The organism is uncultured Jatrophihabitans sp., from assembly GCF_964244045.1.
Lineage (GTDB): Bacteria > Actinomycetota > Actinomycetes > Mycobacteriales > Jatrophihabitantaceae > Jatrophihabitans.
The window spans coordinates 72,846-86,707 of the sequence record NZ_CAXTHK010000001.1 but is presented as its reverse complement, the minus strand read 5'-3'; the positions used below and the strand labels follow the sequence as shown (position 1 = coordinate 86,707).

The following is a 13,862-nucleotide window of genomic DNA, read 5'->3' as shown; positions in this document are numbered from 1 at the left end:
AACGTCACGATCATACGAGTAGAACACTCCTTACGATTGAGGTGACGGCATGGCACGGTCCGGCGCGGTGGGTCTGGGGTTGGCGGTGCTGTCTGCCGCCACCTTCGGCACCGCGGGCCCGTTCGGCGACTCGCTGCTGGCCGCGGGGTGGAGCCCGGCCGGGGCTGCCACGGTGCGCATCGGATTAGCCGCGCTCGTGCTGGCGGTGCCGGCGGTTCGCGCACTTCGCGGCCGGTGGGCGTTGCTGCGCCGCGGTTGGGCCGCAGCCGTCGGCTACGGCATCGGCGCGGTCGCCGTCCCGCAGCTGTTCTTCTTCAATGCCGTCGAGCACCTGTCGGTGGGAGTGGCGCTCCTGCTCGAGTACTGCGGAACACTGCTCGTCGTGCTGTGGATGTGGTTGGTGCACGGCCAGCGACCTACCCGGCTGACGACGGTCGGTGGCGTGCTGGCCATCGGCGGCCTGGTGCTGGTGCTCGACCTCACCGGGTCGCAGCGCGTCGACCTCGTCGGCGTCCTGTGGGCGCTCGGCGCTGCCGCCGGGCTGGCGTCGTACTTCGTGCTGTCGAGCTCGACGACGGCAGCGGCCGAGGACTCGCTGCCCCCCATCGCGATGGCTGGGGTCGGGATGGTGGTGGCGGCACTCGGCCTCCTGGTCGTCGACCTCGTCGGCGTGCTGCCGTTCCGCACGGCCACCGCTGACGTCCGGCTTGCCGGCACCTTGCTGCCCTGGCTCGTCCCGGTCGTCGGGGTGGCCCTGGTGGCAACAGTCACCGCGTATGTCACGGGCATCGCCGCCGCCCGGCGACTGGGCGCCCGGGTGGCCTCCTTCGTGGGCCTGGCCGAGGTGCTGTTCGCGATCGTGTTCGCCTGGGTGCTGCTCGACCAGCGGCCCTCCGCGTGGCAGGGCGTCGGGGCGATCGTCGTGCTCGCCGGTATCGCTCTTGTCCGGCTGGGCGACAACCCCCGCTCGGCGCCTGCTGTGGTCACGGAATCGGCGCAGATCGCTACCACTGCAGGCGTCCGGCGGCGGTAGCGTTCCCGCAGTGGAGCCGCCTGCGCACGCCCGCCAGGTGACGGTCGCGCCCGAGCGACTCGCCCGGTGGGTGGCCGGGTTCACCGAGCGGCACGGCGAGACGGCGACCGACATCGGTTCCGACGTTGTCGGGCTCACCGGCGCCGACGGCGATCGCGCCTGGGTGCACGTTCCCTGGCCGCCGCTGACCCCGCTCACACTCGACGCCCTGGTCGAGCACGCGGCGCGGGCCCGGCGCCTCGGAGTGCTGCTCGTGCGCCGCGGCGGTTACGCCGTCGGCGTCTTCGACGGCGTTGAGCTGCGTGCGTCCAAGGTCGGTTCCCGCTACGTCCAGGGCACCACGAAGGCCGGCGGCTGGTCGCAGCAGCGGTACGCCCGGCGGCGCGACAACCAGGCAGCCGCCGCCTTCGCCGACGCCGCGAACACCGCCGTGCTCATCCTGACTGAGCAGAACGCTCTGCTCAGTGACAGTGAGCGCGGGCTCGAGGCGCTCGTGGCGGGTGGCGACCGAGACGCCGTCGCGACGGTTCTCGCTGACCGCCGCCTGACCGCGCTGCCCAAGCCGTCCGGGCCGTGGCTCGAGGTGAAGGACCCGAAGCTCGTCGTCCTACGAGCCACGCCCGCGCAGTTCCGGGCGGTGCGCATCTCGCTCGTGCCCTGAGCGCGGGATCAGCGAGAAAACAAGCGTCATACATCGTGACATCGACACCTGGTCGCCCCAGCGTTCCAACGTCGGCCTTCTAGGGTGTGAGGATGCCCAGCACGCGCCTCGAGCCCGCCATCGCGCTCGGGGCGCGACTGGTGGTGGCGGTGCTCACGGCCTGCTATGCGGTGCTGAAGCTGCTACCGGTGCGCCGCAAGGTCGTGCTCATGTCACGCCTCTACGGCCGCACGTCGCAGGATTTTGAGCGCGTGCGCGACGAGATCACCCGCCAGGACCCGTCCCTGCGCGTCGTCGTGCTCAATCACCGCAACACCAACCCGCTCGGCGTGCCCGGCCAGATGCTGCAGGAGATGTACCACCTGGCCACGTCGCGGGCCTGCATCACCGACAGCTACATGGCCGCGATCAGCGTGCTGCGCCACCGTGAGTCGCTCGTGGTCGTCCAGATGTGGCATGCACTCGGGGCCGTCAAGCGCTTCGGACTGGCCGCTCTGGACACCGAGGAGGGGCGTTCGCGCAAGCTCGCCACCGCCATGCGGATGCACCAGGGCTACGACTGGGTCGTCGCGGGCGGGCAGCGCATGGTGGCGCCGTTCGCCGAGGCGTTCGGCGTCGAGCCGTCGCAGGTACTGCCCATCGGGACGCCGCGCGTCGACATCCTGCACGATCCCCAGGTCATCGCGGCCAAACGCGCGCGCATTCACCGGGCGCATCCGCACCTGGGCGGCAAGCCGCTGGTGCTTTACGCCCCGACGTTCCGCAAGGGCCCGCCGGTGCGCGTCGAGGACCTGCTCGACGCGTTGGGTCCCGACGACTTCGACGTCGTCGTCACGCTGCACCCGCTCGACCGCCGCGACTTCTCCAACCGGCCCGCCGTGATCCAGGACCGCAGCTTCTCCACCCTCGATTGGCTGGCGGTGGCCGACCACGTCGTCACCGACTACTCGGCCATCGTCTTCGACGCCGCGGTGGTAGGCATCCCGCTGTACTTCTACGCCTATGACCTCGAGGAGTACCGCGCCCGCCGCGGACTCTTCCTGGACTACGAGCACGACATGCCCGGGCCTGTCGCCAGCGACGCCAAGGACGTCGTCGCCGCGATCCACGACCATGAAGGCTCGCTGGCGTCGGTCGCGCACTTTCGCGATGAGTTCGTCGCACCCGCCGACGGCGGCTGCACGCGGCGCATCGTGGCGCTCGCGCTGGGCGCGTCGCCCGGGGGGCTTGCATGACGCTCAGAGCAAGGGTCAAGGCCTACGGCGTCGGCGTGCTCAAGCGCAACCCGGCGATGCGCGCCCAGTACCGCACTTGGCGCACTCGCCAGCGCTCGTTGCTGTTCCGGTGGAACTCGCGCGGCACGCCGGACGCCGGTCTGATCGCCTTCGAGAGCTTCATGGGCCGCAGCTATGCCGGCTCGCCACGCGCTCTGTACGAGGCGATGCTCGACGACCCGCGCTACACCGACTGCCGCTTCGTCTGGTCGTTCCGCAACCCGGCGCACGCGCAGGAGTTCGCGACGCTCGGCGACTCCCGGACGAGCGTCGTGCGTTATCGCACCGCGCCGTACTACCAGGCCTTCGGCCGGGCCGCGGTCTGGATCAGCAACTCGGTCATCGCGGCCGAGCTGAACCCGAGGCCCGGACAAACATACGTCCAGACCTGGCACGGGACGCCGCTCAAGCGGATCGGTATCGACGTCGTCGAGACGACCGAGACGGCCATGAACGCCAAGTTCGAGATCGACCAGCGCTACCGCATCGAGGCACGCAAGATCACCCGCTTCCTGTCGGCCGCACCGTTCACCACGCGCTGCTTCACCAGCGCCTTCGGCGTGGCGCCCGCCGACGTCGACACGCTGTTCCTCGAGGCGGGCAATCCGCGCAACGACCAGCTGACCAACGCCACCGACGCCGACGTCAAGGCCGCCCGCGAGCGGCTCGGTATCGCCCCGGACAAGAAGGTCGTGCTGTACGCGCCGACCTGGCGCGACGACCAGCACAGCTCGAAGTCCGGCTACATTTACGAGCAACCGCTCGACCTCGACGCGCTGCGCGTCGCTCTCGGTGAGGACTGGATCGTGCTGTTCCGCGCGCATTACCTCGTCACGAATTCCTTCGACCTTGCCGCGCACGAAGGCTTCGTCCTCGACGTGTCCGGTGTCGATGAGATAAACGAGGTGTGTCTGGCCAGCGATGTTCTGCTGACGGATTACTCCAGCATCTACTTCGACTACGCGCTGCTCGACCAGCCGATGATCTTCTTCATGTACGACCTCGAGCGCTACGAAAGCGCGCTGCGCGGCTTCTACCTCCCCGCCGACAGCGTCCCCGGCCCGATCGTCAAGACCCAGCAGGAGCTGGTCGCTGCGCTCCTGGACCCGTGTCTGGGCGCGGCCGATGCCGCAAAGCGGCGCGCCCTGAACGCCGAAATGTCGCCGCACGACGACGGGCGGGTGTGCGAGCGCGTGCTGGGACTGCTGCGTGAGGACCTGAACCGCAGCAGAGAACGCGCTACCGCGAGCTCCTGACGATCTGTTTAGCTCATCTCCGGGTCTGGTAGGCATGACGCATGAGGATGGCGCTGGAATTCCGCCCATGACCGAGCTCGCCCCCCTAAGTGCACGTCCTGCGCTGGCGGCGCTGACCGCCCACCATGCCGAGCTCGCCGACGTCCACCTGCGTGACCTATTTGCGCAGGATCCCGATCGCGGCACGACCTTCGCGGTCGAGGCGGAGGGGATCTACCTCGACTACTCCAAGAACCGCATCACGGCCGACACGCTGCGCCTGCTGATCGAGCTCGCCGAGCAGTCCGGGCTGGCCGAGCACATCGCCGACATGTTCGCTGGTGAGAAGATCAACATCACCGAGGACCGCGCAGTGCTGCACGTCGCGCTGCGGGCCCCCAAGAGCGCGAAGATCTCCGTCGACGGGGTCGACGTCGTGCCCGCGGTGCACGAGGTGCTCCAGCGGATGGCCGAGTTCGCGGACAAGATCCGCGCGGGCAAGTGGCTCGGCCACACCGGTAAGCCGATCACGAACATCGTCAACATCGGTATCGGCGGCTCGGACCTCGGCCCGGTGATGGCCTACGAGGCCCTGCGGCATTACACCCAGCGCGAGCTCACCTTCCGCTTCGTCTCCAACGTCGACGGCACCGACTTTGCCGAGGCGACGCGCGACCTCGACCCCGAGCAGACGCTGTTCATCGTCTCGTCCAAGACGTTCACGACGCTCGAGACGATGACGAACGCGACGACCGCCCGTGACTGGATCCTGTCCGCGATCGACAGCAAGGCCGCGATCGCCAAGCACTTCGTCGCGGTGTCGACCAACGCCGACGCGGTGTCGGAGTTCGGCATAGACGTCATGAACATGTTCGGGTTCTGGGACTGGGTCGGTGGCCGCTACTCGATGGACTCCGCCATCGGGCTGTCGACGATGATCGCGGTTGGACCCGACCGGTTCCGCGAGCTGCTTGACGGTTTTCACGCTATGGACGAGCACTTCCGCACCGCCCCGTTCGCCGAGAACCTGCCGGTGCTGCTGGGCCTGCTGACTGTCTGGTACGCCGACTTCTTCGATGCCCAGACGCAGGCCGTGCTGCCCTACGACCAGTACCTCAAACGGTTCCCGGCCTACCTGCAGCAGCTGACGATGGAGTCCAACGGCAAGCACGTGACGCTCACCGGCGAGCGCGTCGACTACGCCACCGGGCCGGTCTACTGGGGCGAACCGGGCACCAACGGCCAGCACAGCTTCTACCAGCTCATCCACCAGGGCACCGAGCTCATCCCCGCCGACTTCATCGGGTTCACCCATTCGCTCAACTCGTTGCCGGCGGCCGACGGCGCCACCCACCACGACCTGCTCACCGCCAACGTCTTCGCCCAGGGCGAGGCGCTGGCCTTCGGTAAGACCGCGGAACAGGTAGCCGCGGAGGGCACGCCCGACTGGCTCGTCCCGCACCGGGTGTTCGACGGCAACCGGCCGTCCAACACCCTGCTGCTCGACCGGCTCACGCCGTTCGCCCTGGGAACGCTGATCGCGCTGTACGAGCACAGCGTGTTCACGCAAGGCACGATCTGGTCCATCAACAGCTTCGACCAGTGGGGCGTTGAGCTCGGCAAGGTGCTCGCCAAGAAGGTCGCCGGTGAGCTCTCGGCGAACGACGAGCCCGACCTCGCGCACGACAGCTCGACCAACGCCCTCATCAACCGCTACCGTCTCGCGCGCCAGAAAGGCTGACCCCATGCAGCTCGGAATGATCGGCCTCGGCCGGATGGGCGCGAACATCGTGCGCCGCATCGTCCGCGACGGCCACACCGCCGTCGCCTACGACACCAACCCTGACACCGTCGACGAGTTGGCGAAAGAGGACGGCATCACCGGCGCCAAGTCCCTCGAGGACTTCGTGGCCGCGCTCGAGAAGCCGCGAGTGGCATGGGTGATGATCCCGGCCGGGATCACCGACAAGGTGGTGACCGAGCTTTCCGGCTTGCTGGAGGAAGGCGACATCATCATCAACGGCGGTAACTCCAACTACCGTGAGGACGTCGACCGCGCCAAGGCGCTGAAGGAGAACCAGAACGTCGAGTACCTCGACGTCGGCACCAGTGGCGGCGTCTGGGGCCTCGATCGGGGCTACTGCCTCATGATCGGCGGCGACGACCAGGCCTATCAGCACTGCGAACCGCTGTTCGCCTCGATCGCGCCCGGAGTCGGCGCCGTCGAACGCACACCTGGACGCACCGGCGATCCGGCGCCGGAGGAGCAGGGTTACGTGCACTGCGGGCCAGCCGGCTCCGGGCACTTCGTCAAGATGGTCCACAACGGCATCGAATACGGCATGATGGCCGCCTACGCCGAAGGCCTGAACGTGCTGCACAAGGCGAACGCCGGCAAGACCGAGAAGACACACTCGGCTGAAGAAACCCCGCTGGACCAACCGCAGTACTACCAGTACGACCTCGACCTCGCCGCGATCTCCGAGGTGTGGCGCCGCGGGTCGGTCATCGCGTCGTGGCTGCTCGATCTCACCGCCGGTGCGCTGAACGGCGACCCGAACCTGGATTCCGTGGCCGGCCGGGTGTCGGATTCCGGTGAGGGCCGCTGGACGATCAAAGCCGGCATCGACGAGGGCGTGCCCACGCCGGTGCTCGCGGCTTCCCTGTTCGCCCGGTTCAACAGCCGCGGCGAGGCGGTCTACGCTGACAAGCTGCTCTCCGCCATGCGCAAGGCGTTCGGCGGGCACAACGAGCTGCCAACCGGCGAGTGACCGGCGTGCCTGCGAAGCGCATCGTCGGCTTCGGGTAACCCTTAGGGTCGGCGGACGCGACCGGGTCCGCAGATCCTGGAGGTTGTCGTCCGTGACCCAAGCCGAGCCCGACGTTGCACCTGACACCACACGGCCCGAGCAGGGCGGCAGAGTGCACATGCCGCGCAGCCGTGGCGTCGTCTCCGGCGTGCTGCTCTTGCTCGCCGGTGTGTGGGCAGCCTTCGTACCCTTCGTCGGGCCGGCATTCCACTTCGCCTACACGCCGAAGCCGAACGAGACGTGGCACTGGACGGCCGCCCGCGGTTGGTACGAGGTGCTGCCAGGCGCTCTGGCCGTCTTCGGTGGGTTGCTGCTGATCCTGTCGGCAAGCCGGATCGTCACCAGCATCGGAGCGTGGCTCGCGGCCCTGGCCGGTGGCTGGCTCGTCGTCGGGCAGCAGGTGTCCTACCTGCTGAAGTTGGGTTCACCGGGAACGCCGTCGGCCGCCGGTGACCGCCGCTATGTCGCCGAGTACCTTGCTTTCTTCACCGGGATCGGCGCGCTGATCATCCTGCTTGCGGCCGTCGCCATCGGCCGGCTCTCGGTGCGCAGCGTCCGCGACGTGCGCGCCGCCCAGCGGCGTGACGAACAGGTGGCGCAGCTCGATCGAGATGCAGCCGAGCAGCAGGCGGCCGAGCGCGCCGAGTACGAGCGGGCGAACGCCGACCGCGATGTCACCGATCGAAACGCCCAGACCTGGGCAGCGGGCAACCGCGAGGGCGGCTACGGCACGCCCGGCACCACCGAGCCGTTGCCGGTGGCCGGTCCCGACGACGACACCGCCGCGATGCCCGTCGTCGCCGAGGACGAGGTGCACACCGCCCCGTCACCGGCGGACCCCGGGCCGGAGCGGGTGTCCGACCCCGGACCGCAGCGGGTGCCTGACCCCGAACCGTCGAGTGGCTCGGCTACCGTCTGGAACCCCGAGGCGCAGAGCCCGACGACGACCGGCGAGTTGCCGGCCGTCGGCTCGACATCGCCGCCGAGCGCGGCACCCGAGTCGCCGCGTCGTGGGGTGCACATGCCGCGCCGCTACTTCGGCTCCAGCAACCCTGCCCCGCAGGAGCAACCGGTCGCGCAGGAGCAGCCTGCGCCACCTCGTGACGCCGTCCGCACCGACGAGGCCGAAGACCTCAACGACCTCGACGATTTCCGCGACCTCGACGAGCGCTCCCGCTAACACCGACGCCGACGCCGACGCCGACGCCGACACCGTTGAGTGTCGGGTTGGCGCTCGAGTGTCGGCTTGTAAGCCGACACTCGGGCCGTAACCCGACACTCAACGGTGGGGGGCCAACGGGGCGGTCAGGCGTCGTGCTGTTTCTTGTCGCCGGCCCACTCGACGTGGAACGAGCCGTCGCGATCGACCCGCTTGTAGGTGTGTGCGCCGAAGTTGTCGCGCAGTCCCTGGATGAGTGCGGCCGGCAGCCGGTCACGGCGTAACCCGTCGTAATACGACAGCGATGACGCGAACGCGGGGATCGGGATGCCGGCCTGCGCGGCCTGCACGACGACCCGTCGCCAGGCATCGACTCCCGAGCGCACGGCCTCGACGAAGTACGGCGCCACCAGCAGTGTCGGCAGCTCGGGATCATCGGCGTAGGCGTCGCGGATGCGGTTGAGGAATCGGGCCCGAATGATGCACCCGCCGCGCCAGATGGTGGCCATCGCACCCGGGTCGACGTCCCAGCCGTACTCACTCGAGCCGGCCTTGATCTGGTCGAAGCCCTGCGCATAGGCCACCACCTTCGAGGCGTACAGCGCCAGGCGGACGTCCTCGATGAAGGCGTCGCGGTCGGTGATGCCGAGATCGCTGATCTCGGAGCCGAACGCCTGCTGCGCCGGGCCGCGCTGCTCGGCGTGACCGGACAGCGCGCGGGCGAAGGTGGCCTCGGCGATGCCGGTGATCGGCACACCGAGATCGAGTGCCGACTGCACCGTCCACCGGCCGGTGCCCTTCTGCTCGGCCTGGTCCACGACGATGTCGATGAACGGCTGACCGGTCTCGTCGTCGGCCTGCGCCAGTACGTCGGCGGTGATCTCGATCAGGAAGGACTCGAGGTCGCCCTCGTTCCAGCTCCGGAAGATGCCGGCGATCTCGGCGGGTGACGCACCAAGCCCGGCCCGGAGCAGGTCGTACGCCTCGGCGATGAGCTGCATGTCGGCGTACTCGATGCCGTTGTGCACCATCTTCACGAAGTGCCCTGCTGCGCCGGGGCCGACGTGCACGCAGCACGGCGTGTCGTCGACCTGCGCGGCGATCGAGGTGAAGATCGGCCCGAGTTTGGCGTAGGAGTGCTCGGAGCCGCCCGGCATGATCGACGGGCCGAGCAGGGCGCCCTCCTCGCCGCCGGAGACGCCACAGCCGACGAAGTGGATGCCCTGCTGAGTGAGCTGCTGCTCGCGGCGCAGGGTGTCGGCGTAGTGGGCGTTGCCGCAGTCGACGATGATGTCGCCTTCGTCGAGCAGCGGCGCGAGCTCGTTGATGACGGCGTCGGTGGGGCCGCCCGCCTTGACCATGATGATGATTGCGCGCGGCGAGGTCAGCGACGCGACGAAGCCGGCCATCGACTCCGACGGCACGAAAGTGCCCTCGTCGCCGTGCAGTTCGACGAGTGACCGGGTGCGCTCGTCGGAGCGGTTGTGCAGCGCGACCGCGTGCCCGTGTCGAGCCAGGTTGCGCGCGAGGTTACGGCCCATGACCGCGAGGCCGGTGACGCCGATGGTGGCCGAGGCAGATTCCGTCATGTCCACCAACGTAACGTCCGGACAAAGCCCGCTCACCATGGAGAGTCCGGCCATTACCGGCGTTGCCACACCACGGCTGGTCGACCCGGTCATCCTGCGCTACGGTCCTCGCCTGGCCCCAGAGCACCAGCGGCCCGGGCTGGGGCTTGCTGAAGTCCGTCACCGCTCTCTCCGTTCGGTCAGGGATCGCTCTGCGCGACATCGTCGGCGGCATCGCCCAAGGGATCCTGAGCATCGTCACGGCGCCCGTGTGGTTCAGCATGTTCTTGGCCAGCGGCAAGCGGCAGAGCCTGCCGGACGTCATTGGTGGCACCGTGGTGCTGTGCGACCCGAACAACGTCCTCGGCTGACCCAGGCCCCGCGGCACGCGTTCGCAGACGCGGCTGGGTTCTGGTCAAGCCAGCAGGGAAGCGGCTTGCGCGTTGATCCACGACGTCGCATCCGCCACCGCCGGACTGAACTGCTCGAGACCGTAGAAGCCATGGATCAGCCCGGCGAACTGCTGGTGCACCACCCGCACCCCGGCAGCCTCGAGCGCCGAGGCGTAGGCGTTGCCCTCGTCGCGCAGCGGGTCGAACTCGGCGGTGGCGACCACCGCCGGGGCCAAGCCCTGCAGGCTCGCTGCGCGGATCGGTGACAACCGCGGGTCGGCAGCGAGCTCGGCCACGGTGGCCTCAGCCAGGGCAGCCTGGCCACCGGTGATGCCGGTGTAATGCGCGGCGAACCATTCGACGTCGGCGAGGGTCAGGAAGTAACCCTCACCGTTCTCGGTGCGCGAGTTGTACTCCCCGGCCATGTCGACGGCCGGGTAGACCAGCAGCTGGCCGGCCAGGGGCAGGTCGTCGGCCAGGGCCAGCTGCGCGCACACCGCGGCCAGGTTGCCGCCCGCACTGTCACCGCCCACGACCACCCGGTCGGCAGCACTGCCGTAGTCGGCGATGTGGGTGACAACCCAGGTCAGCGCGGCATAGCTGTCCTCGATGGCCGCCGGGAAAGCAGCCTCCGGAGCGAGGCGGTAGTCGACGCTGACCACGACCGCGTTCGCGTCGCGGCACAGCCGCCGGCACACGTTGTCGTGGGTGTCGAGGTCGCCGACGACGAACCCGCCACCGTGCAGGTAGACAAGGGTTCCGACGGGCCCGTCAGCCGCCGGCCGGTACACGCGCACCGGTACCCCGCCGGCAAAACCCTTCTCGACGGCAGCGACCTCGACGACGCTCGCCGGGTCGCGGAAGTTGACCATCAGCGTCCGCAGCGCCGCGCGCGCCTCGGCGGGACTGCCGGCGGACAGGGCGGGCGCCGCGTTCGTCAGCTGCAGCAGCTGGGCGATGTGCGGGTCGAGCGGCATCGGCGTCAGCCCAGATCCAGGCCGGGGTACAGCGGGTTGGCGGTGAGCAGCTCACCGGCGGCCGACAGCGTCTTGTCGGCCACGCCGTCGGCGATGGTGTACTTCGCCTTCGACGCACCGCCCGAGGCCGCAGCGTTCGGCGAGGTCGCGGCCAGGACGTCAACGATCAGCTCGGCGGTGCGGTCGAACTCGGCAGCGCCGAAACCGCGCGAGGTCAGCGCCGGGGTACCGATGCGCACACCCGAGGTGTACCAAGCACCGTTCGGGTCGCGTGGGACGGCATTGCGGTTGGTGACGATGCCGGCGTCGAGCAGCGCCGACTCGGCCTGCCGTCCGGTGAGCCCGAAGCTGGTGACGTCGAGCAGCACGAGGTGGTTCTCGGTGCCGCCGGTGACGAGCGTGACGCCGCGGCGCGAGAGGCCCTCGGCCAGGGTGACGGCGTTGTCGGCGACGGCCTGTGCGTAGGTGCGGAACTCGGGACGCCGCGCCTCGGCGAAGGCCACGGCCTTGGCGGCCATGACGTTGCCGAGCGGGCCGCCGAGCACCATCGGGCAACCGCGGTCGACGGAGTCCGCGAACTCCGGCTGGCACAGCACCATGCCGCCGCGCGGCCCGCGCAGCGACTTGTGCGTGGTGGTGGTGACGACGTGCGCATGCGGCACCGGGTCGTAGTCGCCGGTGAAGACCTTGCCGGCCACAAGCCCGGCGAAGTGCGCCATGTCGACCATCAGTACCGCGCCGACCTCGTCGGCTATCTCGCGCATGGTGGCGAAGTTGACCTTGCGCGGGTAAGCCGAGTACCCGGCGATGAGCACGAGCGGCTTGAACTCGCGGGCCGTGGCCCGCACCTTGTCGTAGTCCAGCAGGCCGGTCGTCTCGTCCGTCCCGTAGGAGGCCTGGTGGAACATCTTGCCGCTGATGTTGGGCCGGAACCCGTGGGTGAGGTGCCCGCCCGCGTCAAGCGACATGCCCAGCGCACGCTGGTCGCCGAGCGCGTGCCGCAGCTGCTGCCAGTCGTCCTCGGACAGGTCGTTGACGTGCTTCGCGCCCGCGGCGGCCAGCGCTGGGGATTCGATGCGCTGCGCGAGGATGGCCCAGAAGGCGACGAGGTTGGCGTCGATGCCCGAGTGCGGTTGGACGTAGGCGTGCGGCGCGTCGAACAGGGCCTTGGCGTGGTCGACGGCGGTCTGCTCGACGGTGTCGATGTTCTGGCAGGCGGCGTAGAAGCGGTGCCCGACGGTGCCCTCGGCGTACTTGTCCGACAGCCAGGTGCCCATGGTGAGCAGCACGGCGGGCGAGGCGTAGTTCTCGCTGGCGATCAGCTTCAGCGACTCGCGCTGGTCGGTGAGCTCGGCACGAATCGCGTCGGCGATCGTGGGCTCGACGGCGCCGATGACCTCGAGGGCGTTGCGGTAGGCAGCGGACGCGAGGGCGGGGTCGAAGGGCTGGGACATGGGAGCCTCCGGCAGCTGTGGCATGAACCCCGACAGTATCCGACGGCGGTATTACTAGGGCGTCCTACTATCGAGGTATGACGTCTGCTGCTGCCTTCGACCAGTACCGCCTGTCCGAGGAGCAGCAGCTGCTGCGCAAGGCGGTGCGCGAGCTTGCCACCGACCGCATCGCTCCGCGCGCAACCGAGATCGACGAGACGGCCGAGTTCCCGTGGGATGTGCACGACGCGCTCGCGAAGGCCGGCTTCAACGCCGTGCACATCGGCGAGGAGTACGGCGGCATGGGCGCTGACTCGCTGACCGCGTGCCTGGTCGTCGAGGAGGTCGCCCGCGCCGACGCGTCGTCCTCACTGATCCCGGCCGTCAACAAGCTGGGCTCGCAGGGCATCATCCTGTCCGGCTCGCAGGAGCTGAAGCGGCAGGTGCTGCCCAGCATCGCCTCGGGTACGGCCATGATCAGTTACGCGCTGTCCGAGCGGGAGGCCGGCTCCGACGCTGCGGCCATGCGCACCCGCGCCGTGGCCGACGGCGACGCCTGGGTGCTCAACGGCACCAAGGCGTGGATCACCAATGCCGGGGTCTCGACCTGGTACACGGTCATGGCCGTTACGGATCCCGGTAGGGGCGCCAACGGCATCTCGGCCTTCGTCGTGCACAAGGACGATCCCGGCTTCTCGGTCGGCGCGAAGGAGCGCAAGCTGGGTATCAAGGGCAGCCCGACGTGCGAGATCTACTTCGAGGACTGCACCATCCCGGCCGACCGGATGATCGGCGAACGCGGCACCGGCTTCAAGACCGCGCTACGCACACTCGACCACACCCGGCTGACCATCGGCGCGCAGGCTCTCGGCATCGCGCAAGGCGCCTTCGACGCCGCGTGCGACTACATCAAGCAGCGCAAGCAGTTCGGGCAGCGCATCGCGGACTTCCAGGGCATCCAGTTCATGGTCGCCGACATGGGCATGCGCATCGAGGCTGCGCGTCACCTGGTCTACGCCGCGGCTGCCCGTGCCGAGCGCAACGAGCCGAACCTGACGTTCACCTCCGCTGCCGCGAAGGTCTTCGCCAGCGACACCGCGATGTCGGTGACCACCGACGCCGTGCAGCTGTTCGGCGGTACGGGTTACACCCGCGACTTCCCGGTCGAGCGGATGATGCGCGACGCCAAGATCACTCAGATCTACGAGGGCACCAATCAGGTCAACCGCATGGTGATGGCGCGCAACCTGCTGAAGTAGGCCCGGCTGTGGTCACCGCAGGCTTGAGACGATCGCCGATTCCCAGCTCTCGAGCTCGCCC

The 13,862-nt window shown here is 69.1% G+C and carries 12 protein-coding genes; 9 read left to right on the top strand and 3 right to left on the bottom strand.

Annotated elements, in window-relative coordinates:
• Positions 1–49 precede the first annotated feature (49 nt).
• The 7 genes from ACFFC4_RS00495 to ACFFC4_RS00465 all read left to right on the top strand — a co-directional run bounded on the left by ACFFC4_RS00495 (position 50) and on the right by ACFFC4_RS00465 (position 8,193).
• Positions 50–1,033 carry a DMT family transporter gene (locus ACFFC4_RS00495; protein ID WP_375496676.1) on the top strand — a complete coding sequence of 328 codons (984 nt, stop codon included), beginning with the start codon at positions 50–52 and terminating at the stop codon, positions 1,031–1,033.
• 10 nt (positions 1,034–1,043) lie between these two features.
• Positions 1,044–1,694, top strand: a complete 651-nt coding sequence (locus ACFFC4_RS00490) for an acVLRF1 family peptidyl-tRNA hydrolase (protein ID WP_375496674.1) — start codon at positions 1,044–1,046, stop codon at positions 1,692–1,694.
• A gap of 92 nt (positions 1,695–1,786) precedes the next feature.
• Positions 1,787–2,929 carry a CDP-glycerol glycerophosphotransferase family protein gene (locus tag ACFFC4_RS00485; RefSeq protein WP_375496672.1) on the top strand — a complete coding sequence of 381 codons (1,143 nt, stop codon included), beginning with the start codon at positions 1,787–1,789 and terminating at the stop codon, positions 2,927–2,929.
• The gene (locus tag ACFFC4_RS00480; protein ID WP_375496670.1) at positions 2,926–4,224 is read left to right on the top strand and encodes a CDP-glycerol glycerophosphotransferase family protein; all 1,299 of its coding nucleotides are present in this window, start codon (positions 2,926–2,928) and stop codon (positions 4,222–4,224) included. The genes ACFFC4_RS00485 and ACFFC4_RS00480 overlap by 4 nt, the downstream gene beginning before the upstream one ends.
• A gap of 67 nt (positions 4,225–4,291) precedes the next feature.
• On the top strand, positions 4,292–5,944 hold the full coding sequence (gene pgi / locus ACFFC4_RS00475) for a glucose-6-phosphate isomerase (protein ID WP_375496668.1): 1,653 nt from the start codon (positions 4,292–4,294) through the stop codon (positions 5,942–5,944).
• 4 nt (positions 5,945–5,948) lie between these two features.
• Positions 5,949–6,974, top strand: a complete 1,026-nt coding sequence (gene gnd, locus ACFFC4_RS00470; protein WP_375496666.1) for a phosphogluconate dehydrogenase (NAD(+)-dependent, decarboxylating) — start codon at positions 5,949–5,951, stop codon at positions 6,972–6,974.
• 157 nt (positions 6,975–7,131) lie between these two features.
• Positions 7,132–8,193 carry a hypothetical protein gene (locus ACFFC4_RS00465; RefSeq protein WP_375496664.1) on the top strand — a complete coding sequence of 354 codons (1,062 nt, stop codon included), beginning with the start codon at positions 7,132–7,134 and terminating at the stop codon, positions 8,191–8,193.
• Positions 8,194–8,318: 125 nt separating this feature from the next.
• Here the strand turns inward: ACFFC4_RS00465 and gndA are convergent, their stop codons facing one another.
• Positions 8,319–9,761 (bottom strand): NADP-dependent phosphogluconate dehydrogenase, encoded by a 1,443-nt coding sequence (gene gndA / locus ACFFC4_RS00460; protein ID WP_375496662.1) that lies wholly within the window; start codon positions 9,759–9,761, stop codon positions 8,319–8,321.
• A gap of 146 nt (positions 9,762–9,907) precedes the next feature.
• Between gndA and ACFFC4_RS00455 the strand changes: the two genes are divergently transcribed.
• The gene (locus ACFFC4_RS00455) at positions 9,908–10,111 is read left to right on the top strand and encodes a hypothetical protein (protein ID WP_375496660.1); all 204 of its coding nucleotides are present in this window, start codon (positions 9,908–9,910) and stop codon (positions 10,109–10,111) included.
• 44 nt (positions 10,112–10,155) lie between these two features.
• On the opposite strand, the gene ACFFC4_RS00450 is transcribed toward ACFFC4_RS00455, so the two are convergent.
• Positions 10,156–11,109, bottom strand: a complete 954-nt coding sequence (locus ACFFC4_RS00450) for an alpha/beta hydrolase (protein ID WP_375496658.1) — start codon at positions 11,107–11,109, stop codon at positions 10,156–10,158.
• A 5-nt stretch (positions 11,110–11,114) separates the two neighbouring features.
• A complete protein-coding gene (locus ACFFC4_RS00445; RefSeq protein ID WP_375496656.1) occupies positions 11,115–12,563 on the bottom strand; it encodes a glycine hydroxymethyltransferase in 1,449 nt (482 codons plus the stop codon).
• Positions 12,564–12,640: 77 nt separating this feature from the next.
• Between ACFFC4_RS00445 and ACFFC4_RS00440 the strand changes: the two genes are divergently transcribed.
• Positions 12,641–13,801, top strand: a complete 1,161-nt coding sequence (locus tag ACFFC4_RS00440) for an acyl-CoA dehydrogenase family protein (protein ID WP_375496654.1) — start codon at positions 12,641–12,643, stop codon at positions 13,799–13,801.
• Positions 13,802–13,862: the final 61 nt, after the last annotated feature.

Excerpts from the sequence above, each read along its gene's own strand:
- ACFFC4_RS00495 (WP_375496676.1), top strand. The coding sequence starts at position 50 with ATGGCACGGTCCGGCGCGGTGGGTCTGGGGTTGGCGGTGCTGTCTGCC.
- ACFFC4_RS00485 (WP_375496672.1), top strand. The coding sequence starts at position 1,787 with ATGCCCAGCACGCGCCTCGAGCCCGCCATCGCGCTCGGGGCGCGACTG.
- ACFFC4_RS00480 (WP_375496670.1), top strand. The coding sequence starts at position 2,926 with ATGACGCTCAGAGCAAGGGTCAAGGCCTACGGCGTCGGCGTGCTCAAG.
- pgi (WP_375496668.1), top strand. The coding sequence starts at position 4,292 with ATGACCGAGCTCGCCCCCCTAAGTGCACGTCCTGCGCTGGCGGCGCTG.
- gnd (WP_375496666.1), top strand. The coding sequence starts at position 5,949 with ATGCAGCTCGGAATGATCGGCCTCGGCCGGATGGGCGCGAACATCGTG.
- ACFFC4_RS00465 (WP_375496664.1), top strand. The coding sequence starts at position 7,132 with ATGCCGCGCAGCCGTGGCGTCGTCTCCGGCGTGCTGCTCTTGCTCGCC.
- gndA (WP_375496662.1), bottom strand. The coding sequence starts at position 9,761 with ATGACGGAATCTGCCTCGGCCACCATCGGCGTCACCGGCCTCGCGGTC.
- ACFFC4_RS00450 (WP_375496658.1), bottom strand. The coding sequence starts at position 11,109 with ATGCCGCTCGACCCGCACATCGCCCAGCTGCTGCAGCTGACGAACGCG.
- ACFFC4_RS00445 (WP_375496656.1), bottom strand. The coding sequence starts at position 12,563 with ATGTCCCAGCCCTTCGACCCCGCCCTCGCGTCCGCTGCCTACCGCAAC.
- ACFFC4_RS00440 (WP_375496654.1), top strand. The coding sequence starts at position 12,641 with ATGACGTCTGCTGCTGCCTTCGACCAGTACCGCCTGTCCGAGGAGCAG.